This window comes from Paraglaciecola sp. QJM3NY_14 (assembly GCF_056173245.1).
The window spans coordinates 2374694-2391487 of record NZ_CM149664.1; the positions used below are offsets into that span (position 1 = coordinate 2374694).

11 protein-coding genes are annotated in these 16794 nt (G+C 43.6%); 5 read left to right on the forward strand and 6 right to left on the reverse strand.

Translation table 11 applies throughout. The features are described 5' to 3' along the window. Positions 1 to 445: 445 nt before the first annotated feature. The 3 genes from AC0VYA_RS09980 to AC0VYA_RS09990 all read left to right on the forward strand — a co-directional run bounded on the left by AC0VYA_RS09980 (position 446) and on the right by AC0VYA_RS09990 (position 5126). Positions 446 to 2827 (forward strand): beta-galactosidase, encoded by a 2382-nt coding sequence (locus tag AC0VYA_RS09980; RefSeq protein ID WP_475490908.1) that lies wholly within the window; start codon positions 446 to 448, stop codon positions 2825 to 2827. A gap of 346 nt (positions 2828 to 3173) precedes the next feature. Continuing rightward, positions 3174 to 3707 carry a prepilin-type N-terminal cleavage/methylation domain-containing protein gene (locus AC0VYA_RS09985; protein ID WP_473480350.1) on the forward strand — a complete coding sequence of 178 codons (534 nt, stop codon included), beginning with the start codon at positions 3174 to 3176 and terminating at the stop codon, positions 3705 to 3707. Between the two features lie 228 nt (positions 3708 to 3935). Beyond that, positions 3936 to 5126 carry a leucine-rich repeat-containing protein kinase family protein gene (locus tag AC0VYA_RS09990; protein ID WP_475490909.1) on the forward strand — a complete coding sequence of 397 codons (1191 nt, stop codon included), beginning with the start codon at positions 3936 to 3938 and terminating at the stop codon, positions 5124 to 5126. A 26-nt stretch (positions 5127 to 5152) separates the two neighbouring features. On the opposite strand, the gene AC0VYA_RS09995 is transcribed toward AC0VYA_RS09990, so the two are convergent. Next, complete coding sequence (locus tag AC0VYA_RS09995; protein ID WP_475266666.1) at positions 5153 to 5323, reverse strand: hypothetical protein; 171 nt, start codon at positions 5321 to 5323, stop codon at positions 5153 to 5155. Between the two features lie 228 nt (positions 5324 to 5551). Here AC0VYA_RS09995 and katG point away from each other — a divergent pair, with 228 nt between their 5' ends. Continuing rightward, positions 5552 to 7816, forward strand: coding sequence for a catalase/peroxidase HPI (gene katG / locus AC0VYA_RS10000; protein ID WP_475490910.1), 2265 nt, complete (start codon positions 5552 to 5554; stop codon positions 7814 to 7816). Positions 7817 to 7883: 67 nt separating this feature from the next. Here katG and AC0VYA_RS10005 read toward each other — a convergent pair whose 3' ends face one another. Next, a complete protein-coding gene (locus AC0VYA_RS10005) occupies positions 7884 to 10481 on the reverse strand; it encodes a TonB-dependent receptor (RefSeq protein WP_475490911.1) in 2598 nt (865 codons plus the stop codon). Between the two features lie 248 nt (positions 10482 to 10729). Continuing rightward, positions 10730 to 11881 (reverse strand): ROK family transcriptional regulator, encoded by a 1152-nt coding sequence (locus AC0VYA_RS10010; protein WP_475490912.1) that lies wholly within the window; start codon positions 11879 to 11881, stop codon positions 10730 to 10732. 290 nt (positions 11882 to 12171) lie between these two features. Here AC0VYA_RS10010 and fucP point away from each other — a divergent pair, with 290 nt between their 5' ends. After that, a complete protein-coding gene (gene fucP, locus AC0VYA_RS10015; protein WP_475490913.1) occupies positions 12172 to 13506 on the forward strand; it encodes an L-fucose:H+ symporter permease in 1335 nt (444 codons plus the stop codon). Positions 13507 to 13645: 139 nt separating this feature from the next. Here the strand turns inward: fucP and AC0VYA_RS10020 are convergent, their stop codons facing one another. The 3 genes from AC0VYA_RS10020 to AC0VYA_RS10030 are packed head-to-tail and all read right to left on the reverse strand — an operon-like array spanning position 13646 to position 16766. Beyond that, entirely contained in the window at positions 13646 to 14431 is a 786-nt protein-coding gene (locus AC0VYA_RS10020) for a 3-hydroxybutyrate dehydrogenase (protein ID WP_475490914.1), read from the reverse strand. Further along, positions 14428 to 15537, reverse strand: a complete 1110-nt coding sequence (locus tag AC0VYA_RS10025; RefSeq protein ID WP_475490915.1) for an extracellular catalytic domain type 2 short-chain-length polyhydroxyalkanoate depolymerase — start codon at positions 15535 to 15537, stop codon at positions 14428 to 14430. The genes AC0VYA_RS10020 and AC0VYA_RS10025 overlap by 4 nt, the downstream gene beginning before the upstream one ends. Before the next feature lie 26 nt (positions 15538 to 15563). Then, entirely contained in the window at positions 15564 to 16766 is a 1203-nt protein-coding gene (locus AC0VYA_RS10030) for an E22 family MetX-like putative esterase (protein ID WP_475490916.1), read from the reverse strand. Between the last annotated feature and the right edge of the window lie 28 nt (positions 16767 to 16794).

The window sequence follows — 16794 nt, forward strand, 5'->3', positions numbered from 1 at the left end:
GTCTATTAACTTAGGGGGACCTTTGTTAACAAAGTTACGTAAATCGTCGATGAATTATGCTAACGCATATATTGATAATTGTTAACAATTAATTATCGCTGTAATGTCTCAGGTAAGTCAACATACTTTTACAATTTAGTTATTTAATAACACAATACGTAAAAGCGTTTGATTCTAATAATAAGAATATTAGTAGGCTTAGCCTTTGATTTAAGGCTATTAAATTTTTCAAAGACGAGAGTGCATATTGATAAAATTGACAGAGACATCATACGTTACTTTAGATTTTAACCTCAACACAATAGTCAAATATGGTGTTTCGCACGACTCGCATTAATGTTGTTTACTCGCACTATTTAATTAATTGTTAACAATTTACATGTTGAGCGTGCCGTGTATAATCCCAAAATGTAAATTTTGTTAATACTTCTCAAGAGGGATAATTATGAACGCCAGTAAAAAGCTTTTGTTTGTTGCGATTGTAACAGCGCTAACTGGATGCAGTGCGAGTGAAACGAGTGACGAGGTTAGTCACTCCTCAGCCGCAGAGGTGCAACCAGTTGATCACATTGAGCAACAGGTAAAAACACTTAAAACATTGTTTACTGCCAAAGATAGTGACTCCCTCAAGCAGGTTAAATACACAAATGCCAGCGGCAGCGTGGTTGGTACAGCAGGCGATTCTCTCAAAGTGCTCTTTCATGGGAAAGAGAATATCAACAGTGCTGTTGAGTTTATTCCTGATGTTGCTTGGGATTGGAGCGATTTAGACGATTTTAATATCGCTTTTGACATCGGTAATGAAGGAGAGCACTCAGTTCAGTTATTCCTAAATATATCTGATACCAATGGCGATACGTATACCCGTTCAGTCAGTGTGCCTGTTGGGCCACAAAGTACTTATTATGCAAAAATGGCGGGGCACGATCTCGCCAAATCAATCAGTGACGATAAAAACGAATTTAATTTTACCTCGGGCTTACGCTCTAATCCAGATACGTGGTATTCAGACGACAAGCAGTTTATCTCTTTGTGGGGTAAAAAAAATCTTAAACTCAGTGGTATAAGCAAGATTTCGTTAAGCGTACAAAACAATTTATTCGATAAACAAATCACTATAAACGATATTCGATTACGCCAAAATCCGCCTATGGATACGCACTACCTCACGGGTGTGGTTGATCAATTCGGGCAAAATGCAAAGCGCGAATTCGACGGGAAAGTGCACTCGTTAGAAGAGTTATACAGCGCAAGAGATAAAGAGTTGAAAACCTTAGACGGAAAATGGAATGCGCCGCGCTCAAAGTGGGGCGGTTGGCTGAACGGACCTAAGCTGGAAGGCACGGGCAACTTTCGAACAGCTAAATATCAAGGTCTATGGAGCTTAGTTGACCCCGACGGTTACCTGTATTTTGCCACTGGTGTCGATATCATTCGCTTGGCTAACTCGTCTACAATGACCGGTTATGATTTTCCGCCGGAGGTGTTAGTTAAAGCAGATAACGCTGATGTGACGCCATCTGATTCTCAGGGCCTTAATCGCGTTGCTGACAGTGCCGTGCCATCACGTTTTGTAGCATCTGAACTCAGAAAAGATCTGTTCACTTGGTTGCCAAGTTACGAGGAACCTATGGGGCAGCACTATGGTTACCGTACTGGGGTTCATTCAGGGCCACTAAAACAAGGCGAAACCTATAGTTTTTATGCAGCCAATTTAGATCGTAAATACAGTGAAATGACACCTGATTACATGCAAAAGTGGCACGATGTGACCCTAGATAGAATGCGTAATTGGGGGTTCACATCCTTAGGTAATTGGACAGATCCTGCATTTTACGACAACCAGAAAGTACCGTTTTTTGCTAACGGCTGGATCATCGGTGACTATAAAACCGTCTCTAGTGGCGATGACTTCTGGGGCAACATGCCGGATGTGTTCGACCCTACATTCAAAGAGCGTGCGTTGCATACTGTCAGCGTCATCGCACAAGAAGTGAAAAACACCCCTTGGTGTGTGGGTGTATTTATCGATAACGAGAAAAGTTTTGGCCGTAGTGAAACGCCTCAGTCGCGCTACGGCATCGTGTTCAATACCCTAAAACGCGATGGTAGTGAAGTGCCGACTAAGGCGGCGTTTACGACAATGCTTAAAGATAAATATGCCAGCATCGAGGCATTAAATGCCGCTTGGGGTAAAGATATTTCCTCTTGGTCTGAGTTTAATAAAGGCATTGATTCACTGCTAGCGACTGATGAAACGCACGCCGAACAGCAATTAGCTGATTACAGCGATATGCTGTATGCCTATGCCGAAAAATACTTTTCAACAGTTGATGCTGCTATGCAAACCTATTTGCCTAATCATCTCTATTTAGGGTCTCGCTTCGCGGATTGGGGCATGCCTATGGAGGTGGCAAAAGCGGCCACTCAGTACGTGGATGTGATGAGTTACAACGTATACAAAGAAGGCTTACATCCAAAGGGCTGGGGATTTCTAAAAGAGTTTGACATGCCATCAATTGTGGGCGAGTTCCACATCGGAGCTACTGACAGCGGTTTGTTTCACCCAGGCTTAGTACATGCTGCTAATCAGCAAGACAGAGCTGATATGTACCAAGATTATATGAGAACGATTATTGACAATCCGTACTTTATTGGTGCGCATTGGTTCCAATACATGGACTCGCCAATTACTGGTAGAGCCTTTGACGGCGAAAACTACAACGTAGGCTTTGTTAACGTGACTGACACCCCTTATGCGCCTATGGTCAATGCTGCCAAAGACCTACACAAAGGCATGTACGAACGTCGTTTTACATCTAACTAATAACCCTTTAAAGAGCGCGCAGCTCCTTGGCTGCGCGCTTTAAGGCAAGTATCGATTATAATCATACTTTCGGGTTTCACCCTGTCTAATCATTTTAACGTCACAGTTTAGGTGTTGGTAGCTGTCGTTATTGCAACTACAGCAACTACTGCGCACTGTTTCTGCCGTCCCTAGTTGAAATCAAAGCATCATTTCGATGCTTAGCACCGGTTAATAGTATACCTATGTATATTTTCCTAGATAAAAATATCGCCAAAATGTAGATATAATATAAGTTTACTGTGTGAGCGCGTCAATCATGAGCCTAATCGCCGCGTAACTATTCAAGGAACATCCGTTAATCAAAATGAATTTGCCCAACTCGACAAAGCCAAGTGCGCAAAGTGGATTTACTTTGATTGAGCTAATCATCGTCATCGTTATCTTGGGGACATTAGCCGTCACAGCTGCACCAAAGTTTCTCGATTTAAACGGTGATGCGAAAATTGCTGTGCTTGAATCTGTAGGGGGCGCAATGTTGTCTGCTAGCAAGTTGGTATATGCTAAATCAGCGATTCGAGGGCAGAATAGTTTGCAGCTTAGCAATATTGATATTGACGGTGACGGTTCTTCGGACATCGAAACACGATATGGATACCCAAGTGGCTCTCGAAATAGCGGAATTTCTGCGGCAATGAGCAGCAATTTTGAGAAAGATTGGATATGGTCAACAGATTATCGACGGACTAAATTATACCTTACTTTTGCGTCGCTCACCCACACGTCAGGTGCCTATGTAAACCAAGTACCGATAGTTGCCACCAATTGTTATTTGATCTATTACCGTGCAGAAAACTTGGGGGAAACCCCTAGCATAGAATACACGACTTCAGGTTGTTAACTCGGCTTAAGATGCCACTCATGCCAGACTATTATCGTAGAAAAAGACTCCTTTGAGATGATGGGCATGTACGTGATAATAAGTAATAGCTATTTCACCCTTGCAACTACTGTCCTCAGAGGGTCTATTGTCGCTAAACTATCTTTTTTAGATGATTTTCAGTAGGCTAGCGTCGCTTTTTTGCAGTACCGCTTCCCATTACTTTATCTCTTTATCAGGTTTCTCATTTTGCACACACTGAATCAGCTTAAAACCGGCCAACTTATTGGCACATCAAAACTCACTCTATCTGACAACCTCACGGAATTTCCTTTAGAGATTTTAACCCTCGCTGATACCTTGGAAGTACTTGATTTATCAAATAATAGATTGCGCCATCTACCCAATGAGTTTGCCCAATTAAAAAACCTTAAAATTCTATTTGCCTCTAACAACCAGTTTGAAGTTCTACCAGACGTATTGGGACAGTGCGAAAACCTTGAAATGGTCGGTTTCAAAGCCAACAAAATCAAGCGTGTGCCTGAGAACGCTTTACCCATAAAGTTGCGCTGGCTGATTTTAACCGATAATCAGATACAGAGACTGCCAAACTCGTTGGGTGAGCGACCTAGAATGCAAAAGTTAGCCCTTGCGGGTAATAAACTCACGTCATTACCTGAGAATATGAGCCAATTGCACAATCTTGAGTTGTTGCGAATTTCGGCGAATGATTTAGCGCAATGCCCAGACCAGCTATTAGATTTGCCCAGATTGGCTTGGTTTGCTTTTGCGGGTAATCCATTTTCCGCAGCGGATTTGCATATTGAAACAGTGCCTCATGTACCCTCTACGAGCTACCAATTGCATGATGTGCTAGGGCAGGGAGCATCTGGCGTAATATCAAAAGCGACTTGGCGTAAAGCACAACGTGACTTGCCCGCAGAGGTGGCGGTTAAAGTGTTCAAAGGCCAAGTCACCAGTGATGGCTACCCGAAAGATGAGCTACAGGTCTGCCTGAAAGTGGGTCAACATCGCAATATAGTCAAGCCGCTGGCACAGGTGACAGAGCCTGACTACTTGGCGTTGGTGATGGCGTTAATCCCAGAGCATTTCCGTAATTTAGGCTTGCCACCATCGTTAGACAGTTGCACTCGAGATACCTTCCCTGAAGGGTTTACATTGTCGTCTCAGCACGTTGAGAAAATCATTTCTCAGATGCAAGATGTGTATGAGCATTTGCATATAAACCAAGTTTGCCACGGCGATTTATACGCCCATAACACCTTATTTGATGATGAGGGAAATATCATATTCGGTGATTTCGGCGCCGCGAGCATGTACCACATGTTAAGCGAGCCACAACAAAAGAAAATCAAGCAAATTGAAGCTCGAGCATTAGAGCACTTTATAGAAGACATCCAAAGTTTGAACGTGGGCTAGCGTTTGTCGCTCGTCTGATAGGTGAATTAGTCTTTTTTCTCTACCGTGATGGTAATGTTCTTCGATGAGCCTGCGTACCATTTTTGTACATAGACTGAGCCTAACACCGGGGCTTTGCCTTCTTCTGGCACTTCCTTATAACGAACGCTGTTTTTAGTTTCTTTTTCTAGGGTGAAGGTAAGGGTAACGGCTGACATTTTTTAACTCTTTTTATATGAATGGTCGATATGATTGCGTATCTGCAAGAGTAACGCAATCTGAGATTTTGAGACTGTCTTTGGCCGCTAACTTTGTGTCGTACAACACACATTAGATTCACAATTGATTAACATTATCGATTAATACAATCTGTTTTTCCGTCTGCAATAAATTTACGTTGACTCCTATAGTCATTAAGCAAAGTGACTAATCTAAAGGACATCAGCATGTTACCTAGAGTAAATAAACGTTCAAATTGCATTGCTAAAAAACCCTCAAATCGCCTTATTAGCGCCGTATCTTTGGCAATAGCCTCATTGTGCATCAGCCAGAGTGCCTTAGCCGATGGTATGCCTAAGACCAATACATTTTGGTGGCCAGAGCAACTGAACTTGCAGCCGCTTAGGCAGAATGATGCGAAATCGAACCCCTTGGGCGGAGACTTTAATTATGCAGACGCATTTAAAACGTTAAATTTAGCGACTGTGAAAAGCGATATTAAAGCACTGTTAACCTCATCCCAAGATTGGTGGCCAGCAGACTATGGCCATTACGGACCGTTCTTTGTGCGAATGGCGTGGCACAGTACTGGTACCTATCGCATGTCAGATGGACGCGGGGGCGGGGCAGGTGGCCAGCAGCGGTTCGAGCCACTCAATAGCTGGCCGGACAATGTGAGTCTTGATAAAGCAAGGCGTTTGCTGTGGCCAATTAAGCAAAAATACGGTCGCAGTTTGTCCTGGGCTGATTTGATGGTGCTTACCGGAAATGTAGCGATGGAGTCTATGGGCTTTACTATTTATGGATTCGCCGGCGGTCGAGAAGACGACTTCGAACCAGATTTGGTTTACTGGGGGCCGGAAAAAGAATGGTTAGGGGGGAATGAGCGTTATTCTGGTGAGCGAAAATTAGAGGAGCCTCTGGCAGCGGTGCAAATGGGTCTAATTTACGTTAATCCTGAGGGGCCAAATGGTAATCACGACCCTATTTCAGCGGCTGCCGATATTCGTGATGTGTTTGCACGTATGGCCATGAATGACGAAGAAACGGTGGCACTAATCGCTGGGGGTCACACGTTTGGGAAAGCCCACGGTGCGCACAAACCAGATGAATGCTTAGATCCTGCTCCAGCCGGAGCAACGATTGAAGAGCAAGGTTTAGGCTGGAAAAATAAGTGCGGAAAAGGCAATGCAGAAGACACCATTACTAGCGGCTTGGAAGGGGCCTGGTCTGTCAGCCCAACTCAATGGACCATGCAATATTTAGATAATTTATTTGGATTTGAATGGGTTAAAACCCAAAGCCCCGCGGGAGCGACTCAGTGGATCCCTAAAGATAATGCGGGTGCGAATTTGGTGCCTGATGCACATGTCAAATCCAAGCGCCATGCGCCCATTATGTTTACGACCGATTTAGCGCTGAAAGAGGATCCTCAGTACAGAAAAATCGCTGAACGCTTTCATGCCAATCCGAAGGGGTTTGAGTTAGCGTTTTCAAAAGCATGGTTTAAATTAACCCATCGAGATATGGGCCCTCGCGCGCGTTACGTAGGTGATGAGTCGCCAACGGACGACTTCTTATGGCAAGACCCTATTCCTAGCGTGGACAATTCGCTAATTAATAAACGTGACATCCAACACCTAAAGACGAAATTACTTGATGGCGATGTTACGCCTGCTCAATTAGTCAAAACGGCATGGGCGGCAGCAGCCAGTTTCAGAGCGACAGATATGCGCGGTGGTGTTAACGGCGCTCGTATTCAACTCGCGCCACAAAAAAACTGGGAAGTGAACAATCCGGACGAATTGAACACGGTTTTAACGTTCCTTAACAAGGTGAAAAAAGACTTCAATGACGGGCAAAGCGGTAATAAACAAGTATCGTTAGCGGATTTAATTGTACTTGGCGGCGCAGCGGCCATTGAACACGCCGCGAGTAAAAATGACTTCGACGTTGAAGTGCCCTTTATACCGGGGCGCAGCGATGCAACCCAGGCTCAAACAGAAGTGGAATCTTTCGCGGTACTAGAGCCAAAAGCGGATGGGTTTAGAAACTACTACGCTCAGGTAAATACCTTATCACCGGTTGAGATGTTAGTGGACAAAGCGAATACCCTAGATTTATCCGTTCCCGAAATGAGTGTGTTAGTGGCAGGTTTGAGAGTGATGAATACCAATGCCGATGGCAGTGATAGGGGCGTACTGACAGATAATCCCGGAATTTTAAACAACGACTTTTTTGTTAATTTACTCGATATGTCAACGCGCTGGGAAAAGGCGAAAGACCAACAGGATCTCTATCTCGGAATTGATCGCAAAAGCAACAAACAACGTTGGTCCGCCTCTTCAGTGGACTTGATATTTGGCTCTAATTCAGAGCTAAGAGCGGTTGCTGAAGTGTATGCATCCGATGATGCTCACCAACAATTTGTGGATGATTTTGTTAACGCGTGGACTAAAGTCATGACCTTAGATCGCTTTGATTTGCAGTAGATATTGTTGCAACAGTAAGGGAAATCGCCTAAGGCAAACACAGTGTTTGACTTAGGCTTTCAGAGTGTTAAAAACGTTTACCTACCGTTAGAGAAAATGTTCTAGGTAAGACTACCCGTGCATTAAATGTAGTCGTTTGGCCGGCCAGTGTCTCCCCCGCTCTCGGATCGCCCTCTGATAACCCTTCCGAATTATTAAGGTTTTTAACGTCAGCGCGAAGGTAATATCCATCCTCGTTTTCCAGAGATAAGCCGATATTAAGCATACCATACATGGGTAACTCAGCTGTATTTGCATCATCTGCGTACCGTTTTCCACTCCATGAATAACTAGCGTGTACAGTCGCCATACCCCAAGAGAAATCCTCAAAGTCATAGCTAGTCGTTAGTTGTCCAAAATGTTTAGGTACGCGAACAGGAAGGTTGCCATTTATATTAACTGACCCGGTATTTCCATTTAGATCAATAAATTCTGCGTCCGGCGTATCGACAAATTCAGGTGATTGATACGTCCCAGAAAGCCCGATCCTCCAGCCTTCTGTCAATTGTAAATTGAATTCAGCTTCTAAGCCTATCGTTTCTGTGTTTCTAAAGGCTTGACGTTGAACTACTTGCCCATTTTCGATTGTAGGAACATTAAAAAACAAATCATCGGCAGAAGCGAAGTATCCGGTAACAAAAGCGGCTATATCGCCTTCGTTGTATTTAACGCCAATTTCGGCCATCACCGTTGAAGCGGGTTTGGTTTCACGTCGCTCTGAGCGATTAAACGCGTCAATTTCCTGTTGACTAGTGAGATCGGTGATCGCCATATACTTATCGACATCAGGCATTCGAAAGCCATCTGCGTAACGGGTAAATACAGCAAAATCATCATTAACTTTATAGTTTGCTGCTACAGTCCATGCTAACTCGTTGTATTCAACATCAAAATTGCGAAATGTACCATTTCCAAAAGGAAGTAAAATATCGCCATTAACGATATCGGTATCGCTTGCAAAACTACTTATCTGATAGTTGGCGCCATTCTCTGCTTCACCGTCAGCTTTTAACATTTCATAACGAGCACCTGCATTCAGAGTTAAGTCTTCGATTTCGTATTCGAAATCAGCATAGGGCGCGACTATTTTTTCACTGTATACGATATTGGCGAACCCGTGGGAACCGGCTTGCACCCCATGATAAGTGCCACTTGCGATATCATTTCCTTGTTGGTCGATAAAAGCGATATCAAGACGCTGTGGGAGTGGCTCGACAGATTGAAGGGTATTAATTCGATAGTCTGTTACTTGGCCATTAACATTAGAAACAAATAAACCAAATGTCGAATATAGCGTCCCTTGCGAAAAGTCTTCGTATATATGACTCAGTTTACTTTCATTTTGTAGGTTATCTCCCTCGAAACGACGATGCCAAAAGCCAGCGTTAATACCGAAGCCATTGGTGTTGAATGAGTCAGAGTTACCATTATTTGCTAGTTCAAAACCTGTACCTGCATCACGAATTTGATAGTTCAGTACACCATTACTGACAGCACCTGCAAGGGCGTCAGAGTTAGCGTCATATATCGCTTGCGCTTTTGTGGAAAGCAGTTCGGCGTTTCCCACATTGATGATCCCTGTGAATGTCGTTAGCATATCTGTGTATCTAATTTGGTTGCTGAAAGTCCATTCGTCATTGAGCTCAACTTCGGTGGTATTACCAATATAAGTTACATCTGCATAGTTACCATCGGCAACGTCCAAATCTAGATCACCGCTGGGTGTGTTTGCTAATCTGAGTATACGTGCACCCGCTGAGTTACCTGTGGTTCCATCTCTAATATCCATCCCTCCTGGAATCGTTTGAGCATCCGAAGTTGACCCAGTAAGAGGTTGAGGAATAAAGAAGAAAGATTTGTCGTCTTGTTTATTAAATTCGAAACGAGTGAAGCCGTCACCGTCAGCAAAAAAGTGCTTTATGTTAGCGTTTAGCTCGCCCCCTTGATTTGCTGTATAACCGGGGTCACGTGCCGAATCATCCTGTCTATACCAACCTCCAATGGCGTAAACAGTTTGCTCGTCGAGTGAACCACTTATCCATGCTTGGGCACCAAGTCTGTTATTGCTATTTGTTTCAAAGAACACGTCACCTTGAGTGTCATCTTCACCTTCTCTGGAAATGAAGTTAATAAAACCAGCAGGGGCACTGCCGACAAATATTGAAGAAGCTCCGCCTCTAATGGCTTCAACATTTCCTACAAAACTTGATAGGCGCGTAAAGCGGTCGTTTTGACTGAACAATACGTCTTGATTGTAGAAGACGGTCATGCCATCACGCATTAAAGCAGTAAATTCAGTTTGTGTGGATAGTGGAAACCCTCTAGGTGCGACGTTATTACCTGTTTCTCCACCTGTATCTTCTGCATGAAAACCAGGAATACTGCGGACTAACTCACCAACACTGTGGGGAGCTAGACGTTCCAATTTCTGTTCATCAAATGTAGTCATGGCATTGGTTGATTCGATTTTTTCTTTTGGGCGAGAGCTTCCGGTAACAATGATTTGCTCAAATCCTAGATTATCATTGTCTGCTTTGGGCTGTTCATTGGTTTGAGCATTTGCGGGTTGAGATAAAGCTGTGGCAACTGATGCATAAAGAATCGCTGATTTATATGTCTTGTTCATTGTGTTTGTCTCTTTTAAGTCCGTTGAGTGTGCTTGCGAAGCTTCATTAGCCCCTTCATTTCTAACTGAATGTATTGGTTGTAATAAAACTGTTAAATAAATGTAGGGCAGATAAATTAATAAATCAACTAATGTTATTAATTATTTGATGAAAATGACTTTATTCAGCGTTAAAACAGGAAAATAGAATTTAAAAATCAAGGCTGCGCAAGAACGAAGCCTTAACTATTAATCAAGATGAGGTGGGATTACTTACTGAAAATATGCTGGCTATCATGGGAAAAATGGACCAGAAGCGGCAGGTTTGCACTACCTATAGATTGGGCTTTTGGGCCGATCGAGCCACTGACTACCTTGGTCGGAGAAAGTCCACGGGTATCTGCGCGCGCGATTTTCTCTCTCGTTATTTGCACTATATTCTCTCTGACTGTGGCAGGTATTGCACCGTCAATTATAACAGCCTCGAAATCGAACACCGCCAAAGAGCAAAGTGCAGCATAGGCTAAGCCATCAGTCACTTGCTCGGTCCAATGTTCTAGTGGTGTGCCGAGCTCTCCCCAATGATCGGTGGAGCGCCAAAGAACACTGCTGTCAATGTCAGCATCTCGTAACATTTTCTCTAGAATAAACAGAGAAGATTGCATGATGAGCTGTTTAGAAACTAACTTTCCACTTTCATTAATACTGGGTTGAGGTAAAGAACCGATTGCTCCTGCATTACCTGTTTTCCCGGTAAATAATGAACCATTTATGACTATGCCACCCCCGATAAATGTTCCAACAAAAATGTACAAAAAATCGCTAAAGTGATTGATGTTGCCAAAGCTCAACTCCGCGGAGCAGGCTGCGGTGTCGTCGTTGCATACATAGATTGGGAGGTTGATTATGCTGCCTATTTTTAGTGAGAAATCAAAGCTCTTCCATTCGTCTAGCACTTCTTTTGGTGCCCCGGCTTCTTCGGCCCAACTCCAGATCTCATACGGCATGGCTACGCCTATACCTGTGATCCTGTGAGCATGATCGGCCTCTAAACTTAAGGTCAATACTTCGACCCCTTTTTTTATAAACAGCAGTAATTGACTGACTGTAGGGTAAGCACAGTTTTCGTGAAGCGTACCCTTTACATTACCTGTCATATCGACAAGCGTTAGATCAAAACTACGTCGTCCGACTTTCAGTCCAATACCAAATGCACCGTCAGGGTTTAGTGAAAAAGGAACAATAGGTTGGCCGACCTTGCCGCGTTTAGGGGCTTTGCGTACTACTAACTCTTCGGCTTCTAAACTTTTAATAATAACTGTGACCGCTTGAGCAGATAAGCCAAGTTGTTGTGCTATTTCTGACTTAGAAGCACTCCCTTTATGGCGTATGTAAGATAAAATCTTACGCTCATTATGCAATCTAAGGCCTGACTGGCTGCGTCCTTTACTAAATTCTTTTTTATTATTAGCTGTTTTAATTTTTGGCTCCTAATGTAGTTATTTCAAATGCACAGCTTATATTTTGTTCAAAAACACGGACCTATTTACTGCGTTCATTTTTATTGAACAATCATACCGCTTATTCAAGTTCTTCTGAATGTATATGTCAATTAGTAAAAAATACATTAATAATAAAAGTTGATTTATTGACATGATAAAAAATTGTTGCTTAAATGTGTTAACTAAACGTTAAATATTTATGTGTGAAAATGAAAAATAAAGCTCGCTTGGTTTCCAAAGAAATGCTCGTTCCTTTTATCCTTTTGACCTTGTGTTTTGCTGCGTGGGGAACGGCAGCGAATATGACTGACCCGTTGGTCAAAGTATTTAGCAAAATATTTACTATGACCTCACTTCAATCCGCGCTTGTGCAATTCAGTTACTATGGAGCGTACTTTTGCTTGGCGATTCCAGCGGCTTTTATCAACAAACGTTTTTCGTATAAAACAGGGGTGTTGACAGGATTAGGTTGCGCTGCAGCTGGCGCTTTTTTATTTTACCCAGCGAGTCAAACTATGACATACGGTTTTTTCCTAACCGCGCTATTTGTGCTTGCTGGAGGACTATCGATTTTAGAGACGTCCGCCAACCCTTACGTTATGGGAATGGGATGTGAAGAAAGTGCGACGCGGAGGTTGAACTTTGCTCAATCATTTAATCCTGTTGGCACCAGTTTTGGTGTTTTTTTAGCCGCTACATTGATTCTTCCTCAACTTAATCAAGCTACCCCTGAAGAGCGAATGGCTATGAGTGCGAGTGAGCTGACCTCAGTCGTGAGTGCTGAACTATCTGCTGTAATGACACCTTATGTGGGTTTTGCATGTGTCTTAGTGCTCATTTGGCTAGCGGTGGCGTTAACAAAAACACCCACTCGCTGTGAGAGATCCCCTGAGCAGAAGAACATTGATTTTCGAGGGACTATGAGACGTCTATTTAGAAATAGGCACTACCGTTTCGGCGTGATCGCTCAATTTTTTAACGTAGCTGCACAAACTTGTGTTTGGACCTTTACGATTCAATATGTAATGGAAGCGAAGAGCACTGATGAGGTGGGGGGTGGTCAAATACTGCAATACAGTATGTTGTTATTTTTAGTTTCACGTTTTTTTATGACCTGGTTAATGGGCAGGGTGAGGCCTGCGAAGCTATTGACTATTATGGCATCGCTAGCCTCTTTTTTGTGCTTATACATGATACTTAGCCCCGACGAGTCGGGAGTTTGGGCTTTAGTCGGAATATCAGGATGTCTATCGTTAATGTTCCCTACTATTTATGCCATAGCGCTGCATGGCTTAGGTGATGATGCCAAGTTTGGTGCAGCAGGGTTGGTTATGGCTATTTTAGGCGGTGCTGTCATGCCTTTGGCACAAGCGGCAATCATAGATAGTGTTAGTACTTCATTTTCTTACATAGTGCCGAGCTTATGTTTTCTTGTTGTGACTGGTTACGCAATTTTTGACCTAAGAGTTAAATTAAGAACATTCGATAAATCAACTATTCAATTTAATACTCATTCAAATAATGCTAAACCGTCTGCACATTAGAGTGGTGGTGTTACCTCACTAGGGTGGAAGTTTTGGTCGTTGATAATGTAAGCTGACCAAACTATATGTGATAAATTCAGCCTGAGGAGGTACCTATCTCTACAGGCCTTTTAAGCTTACCTAGTGTTAGTTAGTATGACTAACGCGCAGTCCAGCCGCCGTCTATAACGATGGTCTGCCCAGTAATATTACGCGCGCTGTTGTCCATTAAAAAAGCAGCGCTGCTGGCCAGCTCATCAATATCAATGAAGGACTTTTTCGGCATGGGTTCGAGCATGATTTTATTGATAACATCTTCTTCGCTCATACCATGTTCTTTGGCTTGGGCCGCTATTTGTTTCTCCACTAAAGGTGTTTTGACATAAGCGGGGCAAAGTGTGTTGATTGTGACATCACAATCACCCGTTTCCAGTGCCAGTGTTTTCGAAAAGCCAAGCAACCCATGTTTTGCCGCTACATATGCCGATTTATAAGGGGAGGCAATAAGGGAATGTACAGATCCAATATTAATAATTCGGCCGTAGTTTTTACTGCGCATGGTGGGCAATAACGCTTGCGTCAACATGGCGGGCGCCACCAGCATGATATTGATTAATTGTTGCCATTTATCCCCAGGGAATTCTTCCAGTTTGGCAACATGTTGAATACCTGCGTTGTTAATCAAAACATCTACCGTGTCAGGAGCAAGGTTAGCGCTAAGGTTATTGATATGATCTTGATTTGTGACGTCAAGTAAAAGGGCGCGTGCGCTGATCCCCTGTGCCCCTAGTTCTGCGACGGCATTTTCAGCCGCATCCATATTCATGTCTGCGATAACGATTTTATGGCCGTTGCTGCCCAATTGTTGGGCTATCCCTAAACCAATCCCGCTAGCGCCGCCTGTGATCAGAATCGTTCTGTGTTTCATAGCGTATGAGTTGTTCATTTTGTCGTCTCTTTTTTGGCTAATGCATGAATCATGTTTTTAACGGCTTTTATTTGTTGACCTTGGTTGTTGGCATAATCGTCTCCCGTGTATCCCCACCAATCCCAGCAACCTTGGGGATTTAACGGCATTATCATGGAGCTTTTAGTTTGCGGGTAAAGCACCAACATATGATTGGTATCTGCCCAGTTATTGAGGCCAGTTTGCGTCGCGTAGTCGTCACCTACGGCAGCTGTATTTTGGTTACAACCATGAAAGCTCACATGTACGGTGCAGGCTTCGCCTTGTTCGCACGCTTGTGGAACGTACACATACCCCGTATCAGCAAGCGTTGAAGCGGATTCACCGCCAAGTAAATGTTGGTCTATTTGCATCAACTTACCTTGGGGATGCGCACTGCGAGGGCTCAGTTCAGGGGACATAAAATTAAGCATTTCGCCCGCTGCATCGTAATCGCAGTTGCCGATAAAGGGGGCGCTTGATACATCGCATGTTGTGCCTGAATTAAGCGTAGGGAATAAATGCGCAAAGGGTTTGTCATTAACATAGTGAATGTTTTCAGGCGTCACCCACTGCTGATACTGTTCAAAAAGCGCATCGTTTACTTGCCCAAGTACCTTGGTATCAAGCGTACCGCTTAATAACCAAACCTTGTGTTGCTGTAAATGGCTTAAGTCGGGCAGTTTGCCTTGCTCCTGCCATTTTTGCGTTTGGGCATTGAGGGCAGCTAAGTCCAGCGGAGTTTTGATTTGATTAACGCACTGACTAAGGGCAGTTTGTATGCTGTTTTGAGCACAATAGTATGGCCCAGCGGCGATGATACCCACACCAGAGACCCAGTCTGAATGAGCGAGTTCGAACTGGGTAGCCATAAAGCCTCCACTTGATAATCCAGATAAAGTGATTTTATTTAGATCTAAATTGAAGCGTTTCTCGTCTTTTGTAGCTGCCTCTGGTTGCGCGTTTTGTTCAGGTAGCGCGATGGCTGAGGCACTTAATATTCCACTAAGTGACAGGGTTAGAACGGCGCTAACGGCCTTTGTAAGGAAACAACAGCGAGAACTGCGTTTACTTAACTGGGTAAATTCCGATAATGAGAAAGTCATAATAATCCTTTTTTGTTCTTATAAATCTATTGTTTGTCAGCTAAGAATGCGCTGATGTCTGACGCCGCTTGTTCGATACCTACTACACCATTGAGATGGCCTAGGTCCCCAGTTAACTCACGGTAAGAGGTATTTTTATGGAGTTGCTCTAAGGAATTTGCCGCGTCTTTGGCTAAATAGGGCATCAACAACAAGTCATTGAATGATGGCAGAAAGAGCGTTTTTGCTTTGACTGAGGATAGCGCTTGTTTCATGTCACCTGAATGGCCTGCCATATAAAGCTGTGAGGCCCGCACTAAATACAATAGATGGTTAGCATCCATCAATTTAGCTCGGCTTTGAGCTCGTTCTTTTAACCACTTAACAATACTATGCTGCTGGCGAATGTCGTTTAACGGCGCTTCTTCAAGGGCAAAGTAACCTATGCCTTTACCGGTTTGATTAAAAAAAGTCGGTGTAAGTGCGTCTTGGGTAATGAACATTAACGCAGCAATTAACCCTTGGGTTGGCGGTGTACTATCGTAGTAATCGCCGTTTTTCCAGTTGGCGTCCAGTTGAATGGGTATTGCCCATTTTTCTAGCAAGGCGGTGGTCCATGCATCACTTTGACCTGATCCTATCACTGAGATCATTCTAGGCACCCATTCAGGATAAGCCGTCGCCCAATCTAACGCTTGCATAGACCCCATTGAACCACCAACCACCGCATGTAGCTTGGTTACGCCTAACGATTCAAGCAATAATTTTTGCACGTTTACGAAGTCACGAATAGTCACCACAGGAAACGTTAGCCCGTAGTGTTTTCCAGTATCTGGGTTAATAGACGCAGGCCCAGTGGTAATCACATTGGGGTCGTAAGCATTTAAGTTTGCGAGTGTATCAACACTTAAAACAAAGTATTTGTCGGTATCAATTGCTTTACCTGGGCCTATTATGGCGTTCCAATATCCCGGCGTTGCGTCATCCGGATGATATTTACCTGCTGCATGTGAAGTCGCACTAAAGTAATGGGTGATCAGCACCACATTGTCTTTTGCTTGATTCAATGTACCGTAGCTTTCCCAACCGACGTGTACCTGCTTGATGGTTTTACCGCCGAAGGTTTCGAACCTTTCTATTTCAAAGCGCTTTTTCTCGACTAATTCGACCGATGCTGCGCACGCCTGCGCGCACATGATTAGGCTAAAAGTGGCCAAAAGCCCTTTTTTAAACACCTGGGTTAAGAACATAAAATGCACTCTCTCGTAAATAATTTGC

Coding starts and splice junctions, on each gene's coding strand:
- AC0VYA_RS09980 (WP_475490908.1), top strand. CDS start 446: ATGAACGCCAGTAAAAAGCTTTTGTTTGTTGCGATTGTAACAGCGCTA.
- AC0VYA_RS09985 (WP_473480350.1), top strand. CDS start 3,174: ATGAATTTGCCCAACTCGACAAAGCCAAGTGCGCAAAGTGGATTTACT.
- AC0VYA_RS09995 (WP_475266666.1), bottom strand. CDS start 5,323: ATGTCAGCCGTTACCCTTACCTTCACCCTAGAAAAAGAAACTAAAAAC.
- katG (WP_475490910.1), top strand. CDS start 5,552: ATGTTACCTAGAGTAAATAAACGTTCAAATTGCATTGCTAAAAAACCC.
- AC0VYA_RS10005 (WP_475490911.1), bottom strand. CDS start 10,481: ATGAACAAGACATATAAATCAGCGATTCTTTATGCATCAGTTGCCACA.
- fucP (WP_475490913.1), top strand. CDS start 12,172: ATGAAAAATAAAGCTCGCTTGGTTTCCAAAGAAATGCTCGTTCCTTTT.
- AC0VYA_RS10020 (WP_475490914.1), bottom strand. CDS start 14,431: ATGAACAACTCATACGCTATGAAACACAGAACGATTCTGATCACAGGC.
- AC0VYA_RS10025 (WP_475490915.1), bottom strand. CDS start 15,537: ATGACTTTCTCATTATCGGAATTTACCCAGTTAAGTAAACGCAGTTCT.
- AC0VYA_RS10030 (WP_475490916.1), bottom strand. CDS start 16,766: ATGTTCTTAACCCAGGTGTTTAAAAAAGGGCTTTTGGCCACTTTTAGC.